The organism is Pseudonocardia sp. C8, assembly GCF_014267175.1.
Lineage (GTDB): Bacteria > Actinomycetota > Actinomycetes > Mycobacteriales > Pseudonocardiaceae > Pseudonocardia.
This window is the reverse complement of record NZ_JACMTR010000002.1, coordinates 4,313,174-4,334,520: the sequence shown is the minus strand read 5'-3', so window position 1 is coordinate 4,334,520 and position 21,347 is coordinate 4,313,174. Positions and strand designations below refer to the sequence as shown.

17 protein-coding genes are annotated in these 21,347 nt (G+C 73.8%); 10 read left to right on the top strand and 7 right to left on the bottom strand.

The annotated features are described in order from the left end of the window. Positions 1 to 9: 9 nt before the first annotated feature. From H7X46_RS20635 to H7X46_RS20605, 7 genes are all read left to right on the top strand, one after another. Positions 10 to 1,359, top strand: a complete 1,350-nt coding sequence (locus tag H7X46_RS20635; protein WP_186360965.1) for a UDP-glucose/GDP-mannose dehydrogenase family protein — start codon at positions 10 to 12, stop codon at positions 1,357 to 1,359. 65 nt (positions 1,360 to 1,424) lie between these two features. Next, positions 1,425 to 2,855: a DUF2252 domain-containing protein gene (locus tag H7X46_RS20630; protein WP_186360964.1), complete on the top strand. Its 1,431-nt coding sequence runs from the start codon at positions 1,425 to 1,427 to the stop codon at positions 2,853 to 2,855. An 11-nt stretch (positions 2,856 to 2,866) separates the two neighbouring features. Next, the gene (locus H7X46_RS20625) at positions 2,867 to 3,103 is read left to right on the top strand and encodes a hypothetical protein (RefSeq protein ID WP_186360963.1); all 237 of its coding nucleotides are present in this window, start codon (positions 2,867 to 2,869) and stop codon (positions 3,101 to 3,103) included. Then, positions 3,090 to 3,569, top strand: a complete 480-nt coding sequence (locus H7X46_RS20620; protein ID WP_186360962.1) for a DUF5130 family protein — start codon at positions 3,090 to 3,092, stop codon at positions 3,567 to 3,569. The genes H7X46_RS20625 and H7X46_RS20620 overlap by 14 nt, the downstream gene beginning before the upstream one ends. 128 nt (positions 3,570 to 3,697) lie before the next feature. Continuing rightward, positions 3,698 to 4,363 carry a response regulator transcription factor gene (locus H7X46_RS20615; protein ID WP_186360961.1) on the top strand — a complete coding sequence of 222 codons (666 nt, stop codon included), beginning with the start codon at positions 3,698 to 3,700 and terminating at the stop codon, positions 4,361 to 4,363. Positions 4,364 to 4,444: 81 nt separating this feature from the next. Beyond that, the gene (locus H7X46_RS30830) at positions 4,445 to 5,998 is read left to right on the top strand and encodes a HAMP domain-containing sensor histidine kinase (protein WP_186360960.1); all 1,554 of its coding nucleotides are present in this window, start codon (positions 4,445 to 4,447) and stop codon (positions 5,996 to 5,998) included. A gap of 148 nt (positions 5,999 to 6,146) precedes the next feature. After that, entirely contained in the window at positions 6,147 to 6,500 is a 354-nt protein-coding gene (locus tag H7X46_RS20605) for a hypothetical protein (protein ID WP_186360959.1), read from the top strand. 1,062 nt (positions 6,501 to 7,562) lie between these two features. On the opposite strand, the gene pepN is transcribed toward H7X46_RS20605, so the two are convergent. Next, complete coding sequence (gene pepN, locus H7X46_RS20600; protein ID WP_186360958.1) at positions 7,563 to 10,178, bottom strand: aminopeptidase N; 2,616 nt, start codon at positions 10,176 to 10,178, stop codon at positions 7,563 to 7,565. Positions 10,179 to 10,285: 107 nt separating this feature from the next. On the opposite strand from pepN, the gene H7X46_RS20595 reads away from it, so the two are divergent. From H7X46_RS20595 to H7X46_RS20585, 3 genes are all read left to right on the top strand, one after another. Further along, on the top strand, positions 10,286 to 10,909 hold the full coding sequence (locus H7X46_RS20595) for a DsbA family protein (protein ID WP_186360957.1): 624 nt from the start codon (positions 10,286 to 10,288) through the stop codon (positions 10,907 to 10,909). A gap of 986 nt (positions 10,910 to 11,895) precedes the next feature. Continuing rightward, a complete protein-coding gene (locus H7X46_RS20590) occupies positions 11,896 to 13,584 on the top strand; it encodes a transglycosylase family protein (RefSeq protein ID WP_186360956.1) in 1,689 nt (562 codons plus the stop codon). A 154-nt stretch (positions 13,585 to 13,738) separates the two neighbouring features. After that, a complete protein-coding gene (locus H7X46_RS20585) occupies positions 13,739 to 15,283 on the top strand; it encodes a serine/threonine-protein kinase (RefSeq protein WP_186360955.1) in 1,545 nt (514 codons plus the stop codon). On the opposite strand, the gene H7X46_RS20580 is transcribed toward H7X46_RS20585, so the two are convergent. The 6 genes from H7X46_RS20580 to H7X46_RS20555 all read right to left on the bottom strand — a co-directional run bounded on the left by H7X46_RS20580 (position 15,270) and on the right by H7X46_RS20555 (position 21,241). Next, entirely contained in the window at positions 15,270 to 17,168 is a 1,899-nt protein-coding gene (locus H7X46_RS20580) for a prolyl oligopeptidase family serine peptidase (RefSeq protein WP_186360954.1), read from the bottom strand. The genes H7X46_RS20585 and H7X46_RS20580 overlap by 14 nt on opposite strands. A gap of 119 nt (positions 17,169 to 17,287) precedes the next feature. Beyond that, positions 17,288 to 18,517, bottom strand: a complete 1,230-nt coding sequence (locus H7X46_RS20575) for a styrene monooxygenase/indole monooxygenase family protein (RefSeq protein WP_186360953.1) — start codon at positions 18,515 to 18,517, stop codon at positions 17,288 to 17,290. Further along, complete coding sequence (locus H7X46_RS20570) at positions 18,510 to 19,151, bottom strand: ATP/GTP-binding protein (protein WP_186360952.1); 642 nt, start codon at positions 19,149 to 19,151, stop codon at positions 18,510 to 18,512. Before H7X46_RS20570 ends, H7X46_RS20575 begins: the two co-directional genes overlap by 8 nt. Further along, entirely contained in the window at positions 19,126 to 19,503 is a 378-nt protein-coding gene (locus H7X46_RS20565; RefSeq protein ID WP_186360951.1) for a DUF742 domain-containing protein, read from the bottom strand. The genes H7X46_RS20570 and H7X46_RS20565 overlap by 26 nt, the downstream gene beginning before the upstream one ends. 17 nt (positions 19,504 to 19,520) lie before the next feature. Next, on the bottom strand, positions 19,521 to 19,961 hold the full coding sequence (locus H7X46_RS20560; protein ID WP_186360950.1) for a roadblock/LC7 domain-containing protein: 441 nt from the start codon (positions 19,959 to 19,961) through the stop codon (positions 19,521 to 19,523). Then, complete coding sequence (locus H7X46_RS20555; protein ID WP_370588881.1) at positions 19,958 to 21,241, bottom strand: sensor histidine kinase; 1,284 nt, start codon at positions 21,239 to 21,241, stop codon at positions 19,958 to 19,960. The genes H7X46_RS20560 and H7X46_RS20555 overlap by 4 nt, the downstream gene beginning before the upstream one ends. Positions 21,242 to 21,347 lie beyond the last annotated feature (106 nt).

The following is a 21,347-nucleotide window of genomic DNA, read 5'->3' as shown; positions in this document are numbered from 1 at the left end:
TCTCCGCCCATGTCGGAGCGCACCCCGCCGTTACGGATCTCGGTCGTCGGCTGCGGCTACCTCGGCGCCGTGCACGCGGCGTCGATGGCCGAGCTGGGCCACGAGGTCGTGGGCGTCGACACCGACGCCGAGAAGGTCGAGTTCCTCGCCGCCGGCCGGGTGCCGTTCTTCGAGCCCGGGTTCTCCGACCTGCTGCGCCGCGCCCTCGACTCGGGGCGCCTCACCTTCACCACCGACATCGCGGCGGCGACCGGTGCCGCGGTGCACTTCCTGTGCGTCGGCACCCCGCAGCGCCGCGGCGAGTACGCGGCCGACCTGACCTACGTGGAGGCGGCGACGTCGTCGCTGCTGGACGTGCTCGGCCCGGGGGAGCTCCTGGTCGGCAAGTCCACGGTCCCGGTGGGGACCGCGGCGCGGCTGGCCGAGCGGGTCGCCGAGCGGGTGCCCGGGGCGGCGCTGGCGTGGAACCCGGAGTTCCTGCGCGAGGGCTACGCCGTGCAGGACACGCTGCACCCGGACCGGCTGGTCTACGGGGTCCCCGCGCTGTCGGGACTCGACGGGACGGTCGACGCGGAGGCGCTGCTGGACCGGGTGTACGCGACGATCGTCGCCGAGGGCACCCCGAAGGTCGTCACCGACTACGCGACCGCGGAGATGGTGAAGACCGCGGCGAACTCGTTCCTGGCCACGAAGATCTCGTTCATCAACGCGATGGCGGAGCTGTGCGAGGCGACCGGCGCGGACGTCAAGCAGCTGGCCGACGCGATCGGGCACGACGACCGGATCGGCCGCAAGTTCCTCAACGCCGGCCTCGGGTTCGGCGGGGGCTGCCTGCCCAAGGACATCCGGGCGTTCATGGCGCGGGCCGGTGAGCTGGGCGCCGACCAGGCGCTGACCTTCCTGCGCGAGGTCGACAACATCAACATGCGGCGCCGGATCCGGATGGTGGAGCTCGCCCGGCAGGTGTGCGACGGCTCGCTGCTCGGCAAGCGGATCGCGGTGCTCGGGGCGGCGTTCAAACCGGACTCGGACGACATCCGGGACTCGCCGGCGCTGAACGTGGCCGCCCAGCTGCAGCTGCAGGGCGCCGACGTGCGGGTCACCGACCCGGCGGCCGGCGACAACGTGCGCAAGCACTGGGGCCAGCTCGACTTCGTCGCGTCGCCGGAGGAGGCCGCGGAGAACGCCGACGTGGTGCTGCTGCTGACCGAGTGGCGGCAGTACCGCGAGCTCGACCCGGCGACGTTCGGGAAGGTCGTGCGGACCCGGCGGGTGCTCGACGGGCGCAACGCACTCGACCGGGAGGCCTGGGAGGCGGCGGGATGGGCCTACCGCGCCCTCGGTCGCCGGAACGCCTGAAAGCGCCGCGAGCGCGGAGCTTCGCGGAGCGCGCATCGGCACCGCGTGGGTGTAGAAACGCGGGCGTGACCTCGCACCTCGTGCTCGCCGGGTCGGACCGGGACTCGTTCGGCTCGCTGCACCGCCGCTCCACACCGCGGGAGGAGCGGTACCGGATCGGTAAGGACCTGCGGCGGTCCGCACCCCGGTCGCGGCTGGCGTCCTGGTCGTCGGCGTTGCGGCGGGTCGACCCGATCGATCTCGTCGAGCTGACGAACGCCGGCCGGGTGCCCGAGCTCGTGCCGCTGCGGATCCAGCGGATGAGCGCCTCCCCGCACGCGTTCCTTCGGGGTGCGGCGGCCCTGCACGCCGCCGACTTCGCGGTGCTGACCGCGACCGGGATCCGCCCGGTGATCTGCGGTGACGCGCACCTCGGGAACTTCGGGTTCTACGCGTCCCCGGAGCGCGAGCTCGTCTTCGACCTCAACGACTTCGACGAGGCCCACCCCGGCGCCTGGGAGTGGGACCTGCGCCGGCTCGTCGCCTCCACCTGGGTCGCCGGCAGGGACTCCGGCGCGGGGGAGCGGCAGTGCGCGGAGGCCGTCACCCGCTGCGTGCACGCCTACGCCGAGCACCTGCGGACGCTGGCCGAGCAGCCGTTGCTGGCCCGGTCGTTCGACATCATGGACGTCGACGCGCTCCGCTCCGACGCCGGCCACGCGAAGTCCCGCCACGCGATCGACAAGGCGGCCGAGCGGGCCCGCAGCCGGACCAGCGACCGCGCGCTGCCCCGGTTCGTCACCGACGACGGCGGCGAGCGCCGGATCGTCACCGAGCCGCCGCTGATCACCCACCCGGACGAGGAACACACCGAGCGGATCCTGGCCGCCCTCGACGACTACCTCGCCACGCTGCCGCCGCACTGGGCCCGGATCCTCGGCGGCTACCACGCCACCGACGTCGCCCACAAGGTCGTCGGCGTCGGTTCGGTCGGCCTGCGCGCCTACCTGGTGCTCTGCGAGGGATCCAGCCCGGACGACGTGCTGTTCCTGCAGCTCAAGCAGGCCCGCCGGTCCGTGATCGCGCCGTACGTGCACGGCGACGAGGCCTGGCACGCCCACCAGGGCCAGCGGGTCGTCGAGTACCAGCAGGCGTTGCAGACCGTCTCCGACCCGCTGCTCGGCTGGACGACGGTCAACGGCCGCCAGTACTACGTCCGCCAGTTCCGCGACATGAAGGGCGCCATCGTCCCGGACAAGCTGGACGCGCCCGCCCTGGCCGACTACGCCGACGTCTGCGGGAAACTGCTGGCCAAGGGACACGCGCGGACGTCCGGGGCCTCCATGATCGCCGGGTACGTCGGCCGGGGCGGCAAGGTCGCCGACGCCCTCTGCACGTTCGCCAGGGCCTACGCCGACCAGACCGAGGCCGACCACGACGCGCTGCTGCGCGCGATCCGGTCCGGGCGCCTGTCGGATCGGACACCTGAGCACGTGCCGGGCGGAGCGATCGGATAGGTTCTCATCCCGTGACCGTCGTCGAAACCCTGCTGGTGTTCGTGGTCGCGCCGGTGGTGCTGTACCTCGCGATCTGGATCGGGATCGCGGTGCGCAACCGGAGCGGCCGCCCCCGCCACGAGGCGGGTGAGCCGTGGCCGTACGAGCCCCTGTTCTGGATCGCCAACCCGGCCGGCGCCGGCCACCACGCGCCGCACGCCCCGGTCGGCGGCAGCGACGAGCGAGGAGGTACCGGTGGCCGGTGGTAGCGTCGCCGTCTTCGAGGGCAACGAGGACGAGCTGCCCGAGGGCGCGGTCGTGACGAACTCGGGCCGGCTGTCGGTGGCCGAGGAGTTCCACGAGCCCAAGCAGTCCGACCATCCGTTCACGCCGGTGCAGCTCGCCCGGCTGGACGACGCGCTGACCCTCACCAGCCGGGAGACCGGGCTGCGGTTCGCGCTGTACCTGGGCGACCTGGGTACGGACGCGCGGGCGACCGCGGTCGAACTGCACGGCCGGGTCGACGGCCACGACGAGGCCGTCCTCGTCGCGGTCAGCCCGGAGCAGCGCCGGCTGGAGATCGTCACCGGTGCGGAGGCGAAGGTCCGCCTCCCGGACCGGGGCGCGAAGCTCGCGCTCATGAGCATGGTCGCCTCCTTCAAGGAGGGGGACCTGTTCGGCGGGCTGCTCTCCGGCCTGCGGATGCTGGCCGACCAGGCCGGCACCCGGGGCTGAACCGCCCTCTCCCCGTCACCGGCCCACGGCCGGATGGCGGACGCGGGCTGGACCGGTCGGTGGAACGACGGACCACCGGCCGGTTCTAAGGTGTCCGTATGTCGCGATCCCCGGGAGTGGCCTCGCCGATGGCCACCGCGAGCCCGATCCTGATCGTCGACGACCACGAGCTGGTCGGCTCGGCCCTCGCGCTGAACCTGCGCGTCGAGGGTGAGGACGCCACCTTCCTGCCGGTCCGCACGGCCGCCGGCGTGCTCGAGCACGCCCGCCGCACCGGGCCGGGGCTGATCGTGCTCGACCTGGACCTCGGGCGGGACCCGGAGGGTCACCGGATCGACGGCTCCCGGCTGGTCGGCCCGCTGGTCGAGATCGGCTGGCGGGTCGTGGTCCTGTCCGGGAGCTCGGACGCCGGCCGGGTCGGCGCGGCGCTGGAGGCCGGCGGGTTCGTGTTCGTCCCGAAGAACGCGCCGTTCCCGGCCCTGCTCAACGCGATCCGCGAGGCACGGGTGGGGCGTTCGGTGATGCCGCCGGGCCGCCGGGAGCAGCTCATCAAGCTGTTCCGCGACCGCGAGCGCGAGCGCCACGACCTGCACGCGAAGCTCTCCAAGCTCACCCAGCGGGAGCGCGAGGTGCTGGCCCTGCTGGCCGGCGGGAAGCGCGCCCAGGCCGTCGCCGACCACTTCGTGGTGTCGCTGGCGACCGTCCGCACCCAGATCCGGGCGGTCCTCACCAAGCTCGAGGTCGGTTCGCAGCTGGAAGCGGTTGCGCTCTACCGGAAGGCCGCCGGGGTCTGACCCGGCCGGAGGACCCTCGTTCGTGTCGGGGGTGGGTCCTACGATGGGTTCTCGTCAAGGTGGTGGGTACGGAGGGTCAGCGTGGCGTCCGGCAGCTTCAGCGGGGTCCTCGGGCGGTACCGCCGGGCCCGGTTCGTCGCCGGGCACCTGGGCGACCTGCTCGTCGTCGGCTCCCTGTGCGTGCTCGTCGCCGCGATCACCCGGCCCGCCGTCGTCGACGGGCGGATCGACGTCGCGTCGTCGACGTCGATCCTCACCCTGGTCGCCGCCGCGGTCGGGTCCGCCGCCGCGATCGTCGCGCTGGTCACCGGGCGGCTGACCGGTGACCCGCGGCCGTCCTGGTTCGGGGCGGCGCTGCTGCTCTACGGCGTGATCGTGCTGCCCACCTCGGCGCTGGTGCTCCAGGACCAGCCGGCCGGGGTCGCCCGGCTCGCGGTGCTGGCGATGCTCGCGGTCGGGATGTGCATCCTGATCGTCGCCCTGCGCCCACCGGCCCGGCTCGGGGCCTGGGGCGGCTGGGCCCTGTTCGGGGTCGCGCTGGCGAGCGGCGGCGTGGTCGCGTTGCAGGGGGAGAGCTGGCTGACCATGCTGCTGGCCGGGAGCCCCCTCCCGTCGGTGCTGGTGCAGACCGGCTGGGCGGCCGTCGCGCTGCTGTTCCTGTTCGACGGCTACCGGCGGCAGAGCCGGATCCGGTCCCGGCTCGGGCTGGGCCTCGTCGTGATCGCGGTGTCCCAGCTGTACCGCGAGATCGTGCCCGGCGGGCCCGCACCCGGGTTGGTGTACCCCGCGCTGCGGATCCTCGGCACCGCGGTGGTGCTGTCCGCGCTGCTGACGATGGCGCTGCGCGCGGTGTCCGACCTGCAGGACGACTACGACCGGTTGCAGGAGACCCTCGGCGACGCGACCCGGCTGCTGGAGAAGGCGGCCGGGCAGGCCGCCGAGCGCGACCACGAGCTGCGCAACGGCCTCGCCGGTCTCGCCGGCGCGGCGTACCTGCTCTCGTACAGCGACGGCGACGGGCGGACCGGTCAGCTCCGGGACGCGGTGCTGGCCGAGCTCGGCAGGCTGCGCCACATGCTGGAGAACCCGGACCCGGTCCTCGACGGACCGGACCCGATGATCGACGACCGGGACGCCGCGCTGCTCGACCTCGGCCCGGACTTCGAGCCGGCCGGCAACGGCGCGCCGGCAGCGGCGAACGGCAGCTCGCACCGGGTCGAACCGGTGCTGCGCCAGCTGGTCGAGCTGCGCCCCGAGCAGGAGATCACCCTCGAGGTCGAGGCCGGCCTGCCGGTCGTGGCGGCCCCGGAGGCCGTGACCCGGCAGGTCGTGACCAACCTGCTCGCCAACTGCGCGCGGCACGCGCCCGGCGCGCCGGTCGAGGTCCGCGGGCGCACGGCCGACGCCCCCGGGTTCGTCGCCGTGGAGGTCCGCGACGCCGGCCCGGGGCTGCCCGGCGGGCAGGAGACGCTCGTGATCACCCGCGGGGTGCACGACGAATCGGCGGGCGGTTCCGGGCTCGGCCTGCACATCAGCGCCCAGCTCGCGCACGAGCACGGCGGCGAGCTCGTCCTCCGTACGGCTCACGAGCCGCAGGGATGCCTCGCCGTCCTCACTCTTCCGGCGGTCAACTGATCGGACGGACCACGCCGGATTCGTCCACCCGGCGCAACTTCAACCCGAACAGTCATTCCCCCGACGCCCTTGGTGATCGCATACTGGGGGCCGCGACGGCATGCCCGGCGACGACGCGGGGTACACCGTCCGTACGAAGGAGGTCACCATGGCGCACACGCACGACCGTGCGGCCGCCCCGGGTCCGGACGGACGCCGGGCCCGCTCGCACCCCTCGACCCCCTCAGCCGCGGTGCTCACGCCGCCGACCGGGCTGCCTGCCGTCGAACCCACGGCCGCACCGCACATCCCGCAGCAGCGGACCCCTGTCGAGCCGACCCCGCCGCCGGCCGCCACCGGCCAGCGGCTGTGTGCCTGCGGGCACCCGGAGGAGATGCACGAGCACTACCGGCCGGGCACCGACTGCGGCTCCTGCGGCGCGCGCGCCTGTGGCGCGTTCCGGCCGGAGGGCGCCGAACGCCCGCGGAACCCGCTGGCGCGGCTGCTGCGCCGCCGCCGCTGACCGCCTGCTCTCACTGCCGGATCGGTCCCCGTCGCTGGGACGAGACGCGCGCTGACGCCCTGGCGCGGGCGGAAGTGTGTTGATCGACTCGTGGCGTGCGGTCGATCTGCGCGTTTCAGCCCCGGGCGCGGCGAGAGCGCGCTGATCGACTTGCGGGTCGCGGTCGAGATGCACGTTCCCGCCGCGGCCAGGGTGAGAGCGTGCTGATCGACTTGTCGGTCGCGGTCGAGATGCACGTTCCTGCCCCGGTCAGTGCGGGAGCGTGCTGATCGATACCCGGTGCGCGGTCGACGCGCACGTTCTCGCCGTCGTCGGGGCCGAAGGGTGATGATCGAGGTACGGTTCGCGCGTGAGGTGCACGTTTTCGCCCTGGTGCGGGCGGGGGTGTGTTGATCGACTCGGGGGTCGCGTTCGAGATGCACGTTCCCGGCGCGGTCAGGGCGGGAGTGTGTTGATCGATACCTGGTGCGCGGTCGACGCGCACGTTCTCGCCGTCGTCGGGACCGCAGGGTGATGATCGACTTGCGGTTCGCGCTCCAGGGGCACGTTTCTGCCCTGGCGCGGGCGGGAGTGTGCTGATCGACTTGTGGGTCGCGTTCGAGATGCACGTTCCCACCTCGGCGGGGGCGGGAGCGTGCTGATCGACTCACGGGTCGCGCGTGAGATGCACGTTCCCGCCAAGGCCAGGGCAGGAGCGTGCTGATCGATACCCGGTCCGCGGTCGAGACGCACGTTCTCGCCGTCGTCGGGGCCGCAGGGTGATGATCGACTTGCGGTTCGCGCTCCAGGGGAACGTTTCTGCCCTGGCGCGGGCGGGAGTGGATCGACTCGGGGGATGCGGTCGACGAGCGCGTTCCCGCCCCGGCCGAGGCGGGAACGCGCTGATCGATACCCCGATCCGCGGTCGACGCGCACGTTGCGGCGGGGGCCCGGACGGAAGGGTGCTGCTCGATCTGGGCCCTCGTGACCGACGCGCACGTTCCACCCCGCGCCGGGGCCGGAACGTGCTGATCGACCTCCTGGTCCACCCGGCGGCACACCTCGTTCCCGCCCCCCGGGGCGTTACGGCTGCTGCACGGCGGTCGCCTGGTCCGGGGTGCTCGGCGTCGGTTGGCCGTCGAACTCGCGGGCGGCCAGTGCCCGGACGATGCCCGCGCGACCCTCGGACACCAGCCTCCGCAGCGCGGCCGGCTTGGACTCGTCGGCCAGCCACGCGTCGGAGGCGTCGACGGTCTCCTGGCGCACCGCCCACGACGGGAACAGCCCGACGACCACGTTCTGCGCCAGCTCCGAGGTCCGCCGCTCCCAGACGCCGTCGATCTCGGCGAAGTACCGCTCGACGTAGCCGTCGAGCAGCCCGCGCTGCGCCGGGTGCGAGAACCCGGCGATGGCGGCTTCGTTGATCGCGTTCGGGAGGCTGTCGTCGTGCACGGCGCGCTGCCAGGCGCGCTCCTTGGCCTCCGCGGTCGGGATCAGCGCGCGGGCCCGCTCGGCCTGCCGGGCCCCGGTCGAGGTCGCATCGCGCTGCTCCTCCTCGGCGATCTCGGTCTCGCCCGCCTTCCCGTGCGCGACCAGCGCGTGCAGCAGCCGCCAGCGCAGGTCGGTGTCCACGGTCAGCCCGTCCGGGACCCGCACGTCCAGCAGCCAGCCCTGGAACGCCTCGAGGGTGGCGTCCGGCAGTACCGACGCGGCGAGGGCGTTCACCACGGCCAGCTGGACGTCCGAGCCGGGCGGCGCGGTGTCCAGCCGGAACCGCAGCGCGTCGGTCAGCAGCGGCCAGCCGCGCTCGTCGGCCCATTCCGGGACGCAGTACGACGCCGTCGCGGTCTGCGCCTGCAGCAGCAACCGCTGCACGACGCCGATCTCGGACTCGGTGTCGAACCCGCCCGCGACGAGCGTGACGAAGTCGCGGGCCTTCAGCTCGGCCTCGCGGGTCATCTCCCACGCCGACGACCAGCACAGCGTCCGCGGCAGCGGTTCGGCGATGTCACCGATCCGGTCCACCAGGGTGGCCAGCGAGCCCGGGTCGAGGCGCAGGGCGCAGTAGGTGAGGTCGTCGTCGTTGACCAGGACCAGCTTGCCGCGCGGCATCCCGATCAGCTCCGGCACCGGGGTCCGCTCACCGGACACGTCGAGCTCGACCCGGTGGGTGCGGACGAGCTTGCCGGTGGCCGGGTCGTCGTCGTAGACACCGACGGCGACCCGGTGCGTGCGCAGCTCACCGGCGCCGGGCCGGGCACCGCCCTGCACGACGTCGAACGCGGTGAACTTCCCGGCCTCGTCGACGCCGAACGAGGGCCGCAGCAGGTTCAGCCCGGTGGTGCGCAGCCACTGCGCGCCCCAGTCGGACAGGTCCCGGCCGGACGCCTTCTCCAGGGCGGCCAGCAGGTCGTCGAACGTGGCGTTGCCCCAGGCGTGCGCGGCGAAGTAGTCGCGCAGCCCGGCCAGGAACGGCTCCAGCCCCACGTAGGCGACGAGCTGCTTGAGCACCGAGGCGCCCTTGGCGTAGGTGATGCCGTCGAAGTTGACCTCGACGGCCTGCAGGTCCGGGATGTCCGCGGCGATCGGGTGCGTCGACGGCAGCTGGTCCTGCCGGTAGGCCCAGGACTTCTCGAGGTTCGCGAACGTCGTCCACGCGTTCGTGTACTCGGTGGCCTCGGCCTGGCACAGCACCGACGCCCACGTCGCGAACGACTCGTTGAGCCACAGGTCGTCCCACCAGCGCATGGTCACGAGGTCGCCGAACCACATGTGCGCCATCTCGTGCAGGATGGTCTCGGCGCGGCGCTCGTAGAGCGTGCGGGTGACCCGGGACCGGAAGACGTAGTCCTCCAGGAACGTGACCGCGCCGGCGTTCTCCATCGCGCCCGCGTTGAACTCCGGCACGAACAGCTGGTCGTACTTGCCGAACGGGTAGGTCACCCGGAAGTTGCGGTGGTAGAAGTCGAAGCCCTGCCGGGTCTCGGTGAAGATCCGCTCGTGGTCCATGTGCGGGGCCAGCGAGGCGCGGCAGTAGATGCCCAGCGGGATTTCGGCGTGCTCGTCGCGGTAGGTGTCGTGCCAGCTCGCGTACGGGCCGGCGATCAGCGCGACCAGGTAGGTCGAGAGGATCTCGGTCTGCGCGAACCGGTGCACCCGGGCGCCCGAGCCGTCCGGCTCGCCCACCTCGGAGACGGCGTTCGAGACGACCTTCCAGTCGGCGGGAGCGGTCACGGTGATCGTGTACCGGGCCTTGAGGTCGGGCTGGTCGAAGCAGGGGAACAGCCGCTTGCAGTCGGCCGTCTCGAACTGGGAGTAGAGGTAGACGGCCCCGTCGACCGGGTCGACGAAACGGTGCAGCCCTTCGCCGGTGTTCGTGTAGAGCCCGGTCGAGACGATCGTCAGCTCGTTGTCCGCGGCGAGCTCCGGCAGGGCGAGGCCGTCGGACTCGGTCCAGGTGGAGACGTCGAGTGCGGCGCCGTTGAGCGTCGCGGACGTGATGCCCTCGCCGACCCACTCGATCCACGTGGACGCGCCCGGCTCGGCCGCGGCGAACCGGACGGTGGTGGTGACCGCGTACGTCCGCTCGGACGGGGCGCCGGCGCCGTCGGTCAGGTCGATCGTGACGTCGTAGGTCGAGACGTCGAGCAGCGCGGCGCGCTCCTCGGCCTGGGTGCGGGTGAGGTTGGGCGGGGTCATCGAGGTGGTCGGTCCTCTCCGGGGGGTGGGGTCGGCCCGCATCCAATCACGTGTCAGTGCCGGGCGGCCCGCGGAATCACCGGTGCGCGGGCGTCGTTGCCCCGGACATGACGACTGCTGCTGACGCCCCCGCCCGCGTCGACGTCTGGTTCGACCCGCTGTGCCCGTGGGCCTGGCTCACCTCCCGCTGGATCCTGGAGGTGCAGAAGGTGCGTGAGGTCGACGTGTCCTGGCACGTCATGAGCCTCGCCGTGCTGAACGAGGGCAAGGACCTGCCCGAGCAGTACGCGGAGCTGATGACGAAGGGGTGGGGCCCGGTCCGGGTCTGCATCGCCGCCGCCGAACAGCACGGCCTCGAGATCCTCGCCCCGCTCTACACCGCGATGGGCGAGCGGATCCACAACCAGCAGAACAAGGACTTCGACGACGTGATCGCCGGCGCGCTCAAGGAGCTCGACCTGCCCGCGTCGCTGGCCGAGGCCGCGCACTCCACCGAATGGGACGAGAAGCTGCGGGCCAGCCACCACGAGGGGATGGACCCGGTCGGGCTCGACGTCGGCACCCCCACCATCCACGTCGACGGCGTCGCCTTCTTCGGCCCGGTCATCTCCCGGGTGCCGAAGGGCGAGGCGGCCGGGCGCCTGTTCGACGGGGCCCGGCTGATGGCGGAGAACCCGCACTTCTTCGAACTGAAGCGCACCCGCACCGAGGACCCGTCCTTCGACTACTGAGCGCGACGCAATGCCCTCGTGCGCAGGCGGGTCGCGCCCCGGTGACGGCGTTGCACCGACCATGGGCGGGCCCGCGCATGTGCCCGGGACGGTGTCGAGCGGCACGGTCTCGCCCCGGGGTGGGCGGGTGTGTGCTGATCGACTCGTGGCGAGCGCCCGATCCGCACGTTTCGGCTCCGGGCGCGGCGAGAGTGTGCTGATCGACTCGTGGCTCGGGTCGGAGATGCACGTCTTCACCCCCTCGGGGCGGGTGCGTGCTGATCGACTTGTGGTTGGCGCTCGGGATGCACGTTTCTGCCCTGGCGCGGGCGGGAGTGCGTTGATCGACTTGCGGGTCGGGGTCGACGCGCACGTTCCCGTCCCGGCCAGGGCGGGTGCGTGCTGATCGACTCGTGGTTGGCGCTCGGGATGCACGTTTCTGCCCTGGCGCGGGCGGGAGTGCGTTGATCGACTCGCGGGTCGCGGTCGACGTGCACGTTCCCGTCCCGGCCAGGGCGGGAGTGTGCTGATCGATGGTCGCGGTGGTGTCGAGTTGCACGGTGGCGTCCCGGGGTCGGCAGGAAGGTGCTGATCGACGGAAGACTCGCGGCCGAGCTGCACGTTCTGTCCGCCGATGGGCGGAAAGGAGCGGTTCGTGCGAGGTCGCCGGGGCGCCGCTCGACTCCGCGCTGCCGCACCCGCTACCGCGCCTCCTTCTGCACCCCGGGGCGCTGCTGCACCCCTCGGGGAGGGTGCGGCACGCGAGGACGGGGGGTGCGGCACGCGGGGAGGGGGTGCGGCACGCGGGGAGGGGGTGCGGCACGCGAGGACGGGGTGCGGCAGAGCACTGGGGGGGTGCACGCGCGGAGAGGTGCACGGCATCGCCCGCGCCTGCCCGGCGGTGAGGTGAGCGCGGGCGATGACCCCGTCGGACGCCGGCTCGCGATCGTGAACGGTCCGGCCGGTTCGGCCGTGGCCGGCGTTGCCGACCCCCACAGTGCCGGGCCGTGGACTCCTGGTGGGAACGACGCGGGTGGACGTCGATGGCCGGTGCCGCGCTGCTCGTCGTGGGCGCGCTCGGTGGCGGGCAGCTGGCGATCGGCACGGCGCTCGGCTCCCCGCCCGACACAGCGGTCAGGACGGCGCTGAGCCCGTACCGGGACGGGGCGTTCACCGTGCGGGCCGCGGCCGTCGACGCCCGGGTCGACATCGCGAGCGCTGAGGACGGCTCGTACGTGCTCGGGCACACCCCGGCCGGCTCGGACGTCGTCCTGGACCTGGGCCTGCTGGCCGGCGACACCGCGCGGCCGTGGTGGGTGGACCCGTCGAGCGGGCGGACCGTGCAGCTCGCCGACCTGGTCAGCGAGGGGATCGCGCGGTTCCCGGTACCCGGGGGCGGCCCGACGGCCTGGGTTCTGGTGCTCGACGACGCCGGCGCCGGGTACGGCGCGCCCGACGCCGGTGCGGTGGCCGAGGCACTGCGGTCGGCGCGGGACGACGGACCGTCCGGTCGCCGCGGCAGGGGAGCAGGAGACGCGGTCACGGGCACGGACGGTGGTGGATCCGGTTCCCCGGACGCCGGGGCCGAGCGGGACACCGAGGGCCGCGGGTCCGGTGCCGACCCCGGGGAGCGTCCGGCCGCGGACGGGGACGCAGCGGACCGCTCCGAGGCCGGCCGGAGCGAGGGAGACGGTGTGTCCGGAACCTCTGGCGGTGGCGAACGAGCAACGGCGGACGGTGATCTCGACCGGGGATCGGACCACGACGGCGGCGCTGGTGCGGGCGACGACGGTGCTGCGGGTGGGACACCGAAGTCGCGCGGTGGCTCCACCGGCAACCACACGACCGGCGAGCGCAGCAGCGACGAGCACGGTGATGTGCGCAGCACCAGTGACCGCGGTGCCGGTGAGCGCGGTGCCGGTGAGCGCAGCACCGGTGAGCACAGCGCCAGTGACCGCAGCAGCGGTGAGCGCAGCACCGGTGAGCCCGGTACCGGCGATCGCAGCACCGCTGACCGCGGTACTGGTGGGCGCCGCACTGGTGATCGCGGTCCCGAAGAAGGCCGTACCGGTGAGCGCGGCACCGGTGAACGCGCCGACATCGAACGCAGCACGGGAGCCGGCCAGGGCCCGGCCGGCACGGGCGATACGCGTCCTCGCGACGACGTTCCCTCCGCCGGGGAGGCCCCCGCGTCGGAGACCGCCCCGGAGGATCGCGTGTTCCCGGGCTCCGCGCCCGGCAAGCCCGCGCCCGGCAAGCCCGCGCCCGGCAAGCCCGCGTCCGGTAAGCCCGCGTCCGACAAGCCCGCCCGCGAGCAGCCGGCCCGCGACAAGCCCACCCCCGCCAAGCCCACTCCCGAGAAGGCCGGGAAGCCCGCCCCGCGACGATCCGCCCCGGACGAACCGGCTCCCCGCAAGCCGGCCGCGCCGAAGCAGGGCACCCAGCCCACCGACTGGGACCGCCTCGCCCGGTGCGAGTCCTCCGGCGACTGGGGCATCTCGACCGGCAACGGCTACTACGGCGGCCTGCAGTTCGACAAGGCGACGTGGAGCGACTTCGGCGGCACCGCGTACGCCCCGACCGCCGACGGCGCCTCGAAGGAGCAGCAGATCGAGATCGCGACGAAGGTCCGGGATGCCCGCGGTGGTTACGGATCGTGGCCGGCGTGCGCGCGCAAGCTGGGCCTGGCGCGCTGAGGCGCCACCCCGTGGTGTCGCGTTCGGTGATGTCGCGCTCGCTCCCTGGAACCGCCGTCGGCCGGCGCGTAGGCTCGACGGTCCCCCGCCCGGTGGCTCGGGGCCGGTGCCCTGCTGGCGGCCGTCCCGGCCCGATTCCCTACCCTTGGACCTCATGAGCTCGCCCACCCCCGAGACCCGCCGGATCGGGAACCGCTACCGGCTCGACGAGCGGATCGGCGCCGGTGCGATGGGCGCGGTGTGGCGTGGTACGGACGAGCTGCTCAACCGCACGGTGGCGGTGAAGGAGCTGCTCGCAGCCGCACTGCCGTCGGCGGACCAGATGGAGGAGTCCCGGCAGCGCATCCTGCGCGAGGGCCGGATCGGGGCCCGGCTGCAGCACGCGCACGTGATCAGCATGTTCGACGTCGTCGTCCACGACGAGCGTCCGTGGCTGGTCATGGAGTACCTGCCGTCGCGCTCGCTGGCCGCCGTCCTGGCGGAGAAGGGGCCGATGAGCCCGACCGAGGCAGCGGCGATCGGCCGCCAGGTCGCGGACGGGCTGGCGGCCGCGCACACCGCGGGCGTGGTGCACCGCGACATCAAGCCCGGCAACGTCCTGATCGCCGAGGACGGCCGGTCCAAGATCACCGACTTCGGCGTGTCCCGGGCGGTGGACGACGTCCAGCTGACCCGGACCGGTGTCATCGCGGGCACGCCGGCGTTCCTCGCCCCGGAGGTCGCACGCGGCCAGGAGCCGACCGCCGCCTCGGACGTCTTCGCGCTCGGCGCCACGCTGTACGCCGCCGTCGAGGGCGAGCCGCCGTTCGGCCTGGACGAGAACGCCTACGCGCTGCTGCACAAGGTCGCCACCGGCGCGATCAGCCCGCCGACCCAGGCCGGGCCGTTGACGGCGCTGCTGATGCGGCTGCTGTCCAACGATCCCGCCGAGCGGCCCAGCGCCGCGCAGGCCCGCGACGCGCTGGCCCGGATCGCCGCCGGCCAGTCGGTCGCCGGCCTGGCGACGCCGTCGAGTGCGACCGCGGTGATGGACGCCTCCGACTCGGGGGCGAAGGCCGAGGCTGAGGGCGCCGGCACCGTCGTCGACTCACCGGCCGTGCGGGCCCCCCAGGTCATCCCGGGCGGCGGCAACGGCGGGCGCCCGCGCGGCGCCGCGGCGGCCGCGGGTGGTGGGCGGCGCCGCCGGCTGCCGATCGTGCTGGCCGCGGTGGCGGCACTGCTCGTCGTGGGCGGCGGGATCGCGTTCGGGGTGCTGACCAACTCCGAGTCGCCGCCGCCGGTGGCGGCACCGCCGACGTCCGCGACCCCCGCGACGAGTGCGGCCCCGACCACGCCCCCGACGACGTCCGCGACCCCCACACCCACACCGACGCCGACCACCGGCACCGGCCAGGTGCAGAACCCGGTCGCGTTCGTGCAGAACTACTACCGGATGCTGCCCGGTGACATCGCGGGGGCGTTCGCCCGGCTCAGCCCGCAGGCGCAGAGCGCATCCGGCGGGTTCGAGGCGTACCGCAGCTTCTACAGCGGGATGCGCACCGTGTACGCCGAGAACCTGCGCAACGCGGGCCCGAACACGGTGACCGCGACCGTCGTGTTCATGCGCACCGACGGCAGCACGAGCCGGGAGAACTACCGGTTCGTCGTCGGCACGAACGCGCAGGGCCAGGAGATCCTGCAGTCGTTCAGCCAGGCCTGAGCGAGCCGTCGGCGGCCGCCACCGGCCCGGGATCGGCCCCTGTCACCCCGGCCACCCAGTCCGCGATCCGCCCGGTCACCCACGCCCGGGTGTGCCGGTCGTGCACCTGGTGGCCCTCGCCGGGAATCTGCAGCAGCTCCGTCGCGGCGCCCCGCCCGGTGAGCGCGGCCTGGACCGCCAGCGACTGGGACAGCGGCACGTTGGTGTCGTGCTCGCCGTGCACCACCAGCAGCGGCGCGTCGATCCGTGCCGCCGCACGCAGCGGGGAGAGCTCCTCCAGCAGCGGGGCGTCGGTGCGCGGGTCGCCGTACTCGGTGCATGCCTGCGCGGCGATCCACGGCTCGGTGTCGGCGTAGAACGCGGTCAGGTCCGACATCCCGCACACGTCGACCCCGCCGGCGTACAGGTCGGGGAAGCGGGTGAGCGCGGCGAGGGTGAGGAACCCGCCGTAGGACCGGCCGCCGACGACGATCCGCCGCCGGTCGACGTCCGGGACGCTCGCGAGCAGCCGCGTGGCCGCCCGCACGTCGGTGATCGACGACGGCCGGAGCGGGCCGTCGTCCAGCCGGGCGAACGTCCGGCCCCGCCCGGACGAACCGCGGATGTTGGGTGTCAGGACGGTGATCCCGCGGGCGACGAGCTCCTGCAGCAGCGGCGCCCAGCCGGGCCGCTCCTCGGACTCCGGGCCGCCGTGCAGCCAGACGAACCCGGCACCGGTCGGTGTCTGCGGGCGGTGCAGCCAGCCGCCGATCCGCAGCCCGTCCTCGGCGGGGAAGGTGACCCGCTCCGGGCGGGGCGGCACGGGGAGCGGGGCGGTCCCGCCCAGCAGCGCGGTGGCGTGCCCGCCGCCGAGCGGGACCCGCACGACGTGCGGCGGGACCCCCGGCCCGTGTCCCGCGACCAGCAGCGCCGCGCCGTCGTGGGTGAACGACACCCCGGTGACGACGTCGCACGGCGCGGGCAGCCGCTGCGGGCGCCCGCCGCGCAGGTCCGCGACCTCCAGCGCGGCCAGGCCGCCCGCGTTCCAGACCAGGGCGGCCCGCGGCCCGGTCGGGTCCAGCGTGACGAGGTCCAGGTCGGCACCGGGCCGGACGGCGACCGGGCGGGCCGGCGCGATCCGGGGGTCGGCGCCCGGGGCGATCGGGACGGCGAGCAGCGCCGCGTGCTCCCGGTCGGCGTCGGTGTGCACCCACAGGATGCCGGGGCCGGTGCCGAACCGGGCCACGGCGGTCAGCGCGCCGCCGGGCCCGCCGGCGATCCGGTCCCGGGCACCGGTACGCAGGTCCAGCAGCTCCAGCGACCGCGCGCCCCGCGGGCCGGTGCGCAGCACGACCCGGCGCCCGTCCGCGGAGACCGCCTGCACGGCGGCGCCCGGGCCGCGTCCCAGCACGACCGACGAACCGTCGCGGACGTCGACCAGGCAGGCGGTGCCGTCGCCGTAGCCGTCCGAGTCCGGGGTGCCGGTGTCGGAGAGGATCGTGATGCCGAGCCAGCGCCCGCCCGGAGCCCAGGCCCCCAGCTCGACCGCGACGGCCGCCGGGGCGATCTCCCGCGCGGGTCCGCCGTCCGGGTCGAGCAGCGCCACCCGGGACCGGTCCCCGCCGCCCGGGGCGATCTGGGCCGCGATCCGGGTGCCGTCCGGGGACCAGGCCAGCGCCGTGACGTCGGGCTGGTCCCCGCCGGCGGTCAGGACGGCGGCGTCGTCGACGTCCACCGGCCCGTGTGCGGGCAGCGGTGCGACGTGCACCCGCGGGCGGCCGGTGAGGTCGGAGATCCAGGCCAGCCGGGTGCCGTCCGGGGAGACCGCCGGGCTGTGGTGGCCGGCGGCGGCACCCGCCCGCCCGTGCCGCTCGGAGGACGGAGGCGTCGCCGGTTCCGCACGCACGCCATCCGCCACCAGCCACTACCTCCGTTCCGGAACCCGTGTCCCCGCGTCGGCCCGGAGCGGAACGTACCCGGTACGGCGGCCGGGGCCGAGCCCCGGAACCGCCGCCGCGGTGTGCGTCAGGCCACCTCCGCCAGGTACGCCTCGGCCTTGTCCGGGTCCATGAACCAGTGCTGGAAGTCCGACGGGTCGCTGAAGCCGTTCGCGAACCGGCGGGCCACGGTGTCGTTGACCTGCGCCGTCCCGAGGATCTTCAGCACGTGCTCGGGCGGCGGCCCCAGCAGCGCGTTGGTCCAGGCCGTCACGTGCTGGGCGTAGTCCCAGTACCGCTCGAACGTCGCGCTCATCCACTCCCGGTCGTAGGGCTGGTCGCCCCGCTCCAGGATGGAGTTCAGGTAGACCTCCGCGCACTTGGCGGCGTTGTTCGAGCCCTGCCCGGTGATCGGGTCGTTGGCGACGACGACGTCGGCCATCCCGAGCACGGCGCCACCGGAGGGCAGCTCGCCGACCGGGTACCGGACCATCGGGGTGTACCCGCCGGTGAGGGTGGCCAGCGGGTCGGTGAGCGTCACGTCCTTCGCCCGCTCGTACTCCCACGGCAGGAACTTCTGCATCAGCCCGCGCATCCGGTCGAGGTGCTCCTGCGGCCCCGGCCGGTCGTCCCAGCAGTCCAGCGGCCCGCCGGGGATCCCCTCGAAGAAGAGGATCTCGCAGTTGCCGGACAGCGTGTAGGCCGGGATGACGAACAGCTCCCCGACCTCGGGGATCAGGTTGAACCGGACCGCGCGGAAGTCGGGGTGCTCCGGGCGGGTGGGGAGGCCGTGCACGTAGGCCAGGGACAGGATCCGCTGCGGCCGGGTGAACGGGGACCGGTCGGGGTTGCGGTCGAACAGCTGCACGAGCTCGCCCTTGCCGGCCGCGACGATCACCAGGTCGTACATCGCGGTGAGCCGGTCCAGGTCGGCGGTGGTGACCCCGTGGGTGACCACCTTGCCGCCGCGCTTCTCCAGCAGCTCCAGCCAGCCGGCCATCTTCACCCGCTGGTCGACCGACTGGGCGTAGGCGTCGAGCTTCCCGACCCAGTCCATCACCCGGCTCGAGTCCGGTCCGGCGACCGAGACCCCGAGGCCCTCGACCCGCTCGGCCTGCTCCTCCCACAGGTTCAGCCCGTGGTCGCGCTCGATCGCCAGCGCGTCGGCGAACATGCACTGGGTGGACATGACCCGCCCGCGGCGGATCTCGTCGGGGGTGCGCGCCGACATCACGGTGACGTCGTAGTCGTGCTCCCGCAGCGTCAGCGCGAGCTGGAGGCCGGACTGCCCCGCGCCGACGATGAGGACCTTAGGCATGTGCTTGCGCCCTTCCTGGCTGTGCGATGTCGCCCAGCGACAGCACGTACGTGACGAGCCGCCGCAGGGTCTCGACGGTGGACGCCGGTTCACGGGCGTCCACGGTGATCAACGGGATGTGGTCGGGGAGCGCGAGGGCCTCGCGCACGTCACCGAGGTCGTGGTGCAGCTCCCCGTGGAACGTGTTCACCGCGACGATGAAGGGGAGGTCCGAGTCGTTCTCGAAGTAGTTGATCGCGGCGAACGACCGCTCCAGCCTGCGGGTGTCGACGAGGACGACGGCACCGAGCGCGCCGCGGGTCAGGTCGTCCCAGAGGAACCAGAACCGCGGCTGCCCCGGCGTGCCGAACAGGTAGAGCAGCAGGTCGGAGTCCAGCGTGATGCGGCCGAAGTCCATGGCCACCGTGGTGGTGGACTTGCCCGCCTCGACCGGCTCGTCGATGCCGGTGCCCGCCTCGGTCATCCACGCCTCGGTGTTGAGCGGCGGAACCTCGGACACGGACCCGACGAACGTGGTCTTGCCGACGCTGAACCCCCCGGCGACGACGATCTTCGCGGAGATCGTGACCTGGTCGTCGGGCATGCTGCCGCGAGCCACCGCCGGCGGCTCAGACCGGTAGCCGTTGGAGTCCATCGAGGATCCTTCCGAGCATCTCGCGGTCGTGGTGGTAGGTGTGGGCGGTGGGGTGGACGTAGACGGCGCCCTGCGCCGCCAGGTCACTGATCAGCACCCGCACCACGCCGAGCGGGGCGCCGACGGCGACCGACAGCTCGGCGATGGAGGCCCGGGACCGGGCGTGCTCGTAGAGCATCCGCGACTCGGGCATCAACGTCTCGGGCAGGCTCGGGTCGTAGTCCGGTACCGAGACCAGCGCCTCGACCAGCAGCTCGTGCCGAGCCCTGGTCCGGCCCCCGGTCAGCGTGTAGGGCCGGATCCGCTTGCTGCGCATCCTCGGTTGTCCCTCCGGCGACGTGTCGGACGGCATGGTGGCCACCTCCCGGGTCAGGCCTGCGCCCGCCGCGCGGAGAGCACGCGGCGCAGGTCGGCACGGACTTCGGGGGTCAGGGCGTGGCCCGCGTTGCGCACGAACTGGGTCATCTCGTACCCCACGACCTTCATGTCGCAGCCGGGGGCGGTCAGCACGGCGATCCCGGCCCCGGCACCGATCCCCATGAACAGGAAGTAGCCACGCGTCATCCTGATCATGATCTGCTCGCAGCCGCCCTTGTCGAACAGCGCGGCGCTGTTGTGGGCGAGGCTGAGCAGGCCGCTGGCGATGGCCGCGAGCTGCTCGGCGTCGTCGGTGGAGACGGTGTCCGACGCGGCGAGCGGGAACCCGTCGGCGGACAGGACCAGGGCGTGCGTGACGCCGTGCACCCGGCTGACGAACTCGTTGACGAGCCAGCCGAACTCGCGGGACGACGACGCGGTGTCGGAGGTCACTTCTGGTCCCCGCCCTCGGTGGCGTCCTCCTGGGCGCGGGCGGCCATCTCCCCGTCGGTGAAGCCGTCGAGGTCGGCGAGGAACTCGTCCTGGCCCTCGCTGGCCGGGGAGTCGAACGAGCCGGCCGCCGAGGACCCACCCGCGGCCTCGGGCTTGATGCTGCGCGAGACCCGCCGCGGCAGCCCGCTCGCGGTGGTGCCGCCCACCGCGGGCGACGGCCGCCGGGGGATCGGGGACGGCCGCTGCTCGGGCAGGTCGGCGGGGTCGCCGGTGGCCGGGGTGTCCGGCGCGGCCGTCGCCGGGGTGTCCGGAACGGCGGTCGCCGGCGTGTCCGGGACCGCGGTGTCCGGCGCGGCGTTCGTCGCGACGTCCGCCGGGGTGTCCGGGACGGTGCTGTTCGCCGCCGCGTTCGGCCCCGCGGCCGGGCCGCGCCGGTGCGGCAGGCGCTCCAGGTGGTGCCGGCCGTTGGTCGGGACGGTCCGCGTCCCGGACCAGTTCGCCTCGGGCAGCTCGGTCACCAGCGACGGCGGCAGGAGCACGGTGGCGGTCGTGCCGTTCGGCATCCGGTGGTCGAGCGAGACCCGCAGGCCGTGCCGCTCGGCCAGCCGGCGGACCACGGTCAGCCCCATGTGCCGCACCGCGGAGTCGTCGAGCCGGTGCGACCGGAAGAGCCGGTCGTTGAGCTCGGCGAGGCGCTCCGGGGGCAGGCCGATGCCGTCGTCCTCGATCCGGACCAGGACGCTGCCCTGCTCGGTGAGGTGGGCGCTGACCCGCACGTCCGCGTCCGGCGGCGAGTGCCGGGTGGCGTTGTCGAGGAGCTCGGTGAGCACCCGGCTCAGGTCGTTCGCCGCGAACCCGACGACGCCCAGCGACGCCACGCGGCCGATGCTGACCTTCGCGTACTCGTCGATCGAGGACATGGCCGCCCGCACCGTGTCGAGGACGGACAGCGTCTCGCCGGTGTCGGAGTCGGCGTCGTGGTCGGCCAGCACGCGCAGGTTCTCGGCGTTGCGCCGCAGCCGCGCGGCCAGGTGGTCGAGCCGGTAGAGCTGGCCCAGCCGGTGGCTGTCGTCCTCGTGGCGTTCCATCTGCTCGAGGTCCGACAGCAGCGTGTCGATGAGGTTGAGATCGCGGAGCGCGATGCTCGCGCACAGCTCCACCAGGGACTCGTCCCGGGGCTCTCCGGCAGGCACGCTCCGCACGGCCGGGGCGCTCGGGGCGGCCTCGATCGTCTTCAGCGGGGGGTGCCGGTCGGGGTCCAGCAGGTGCGCCGCGGCCACGCGCGAGCGCCCCAGTAACACCCGTGATCGGTCGAAGATCTCACGAGCCCGCGCTCGCGTCGCCATGCGCCCACCTCTGTCGCAGTAGTCACGGTGTGTGTCGGGG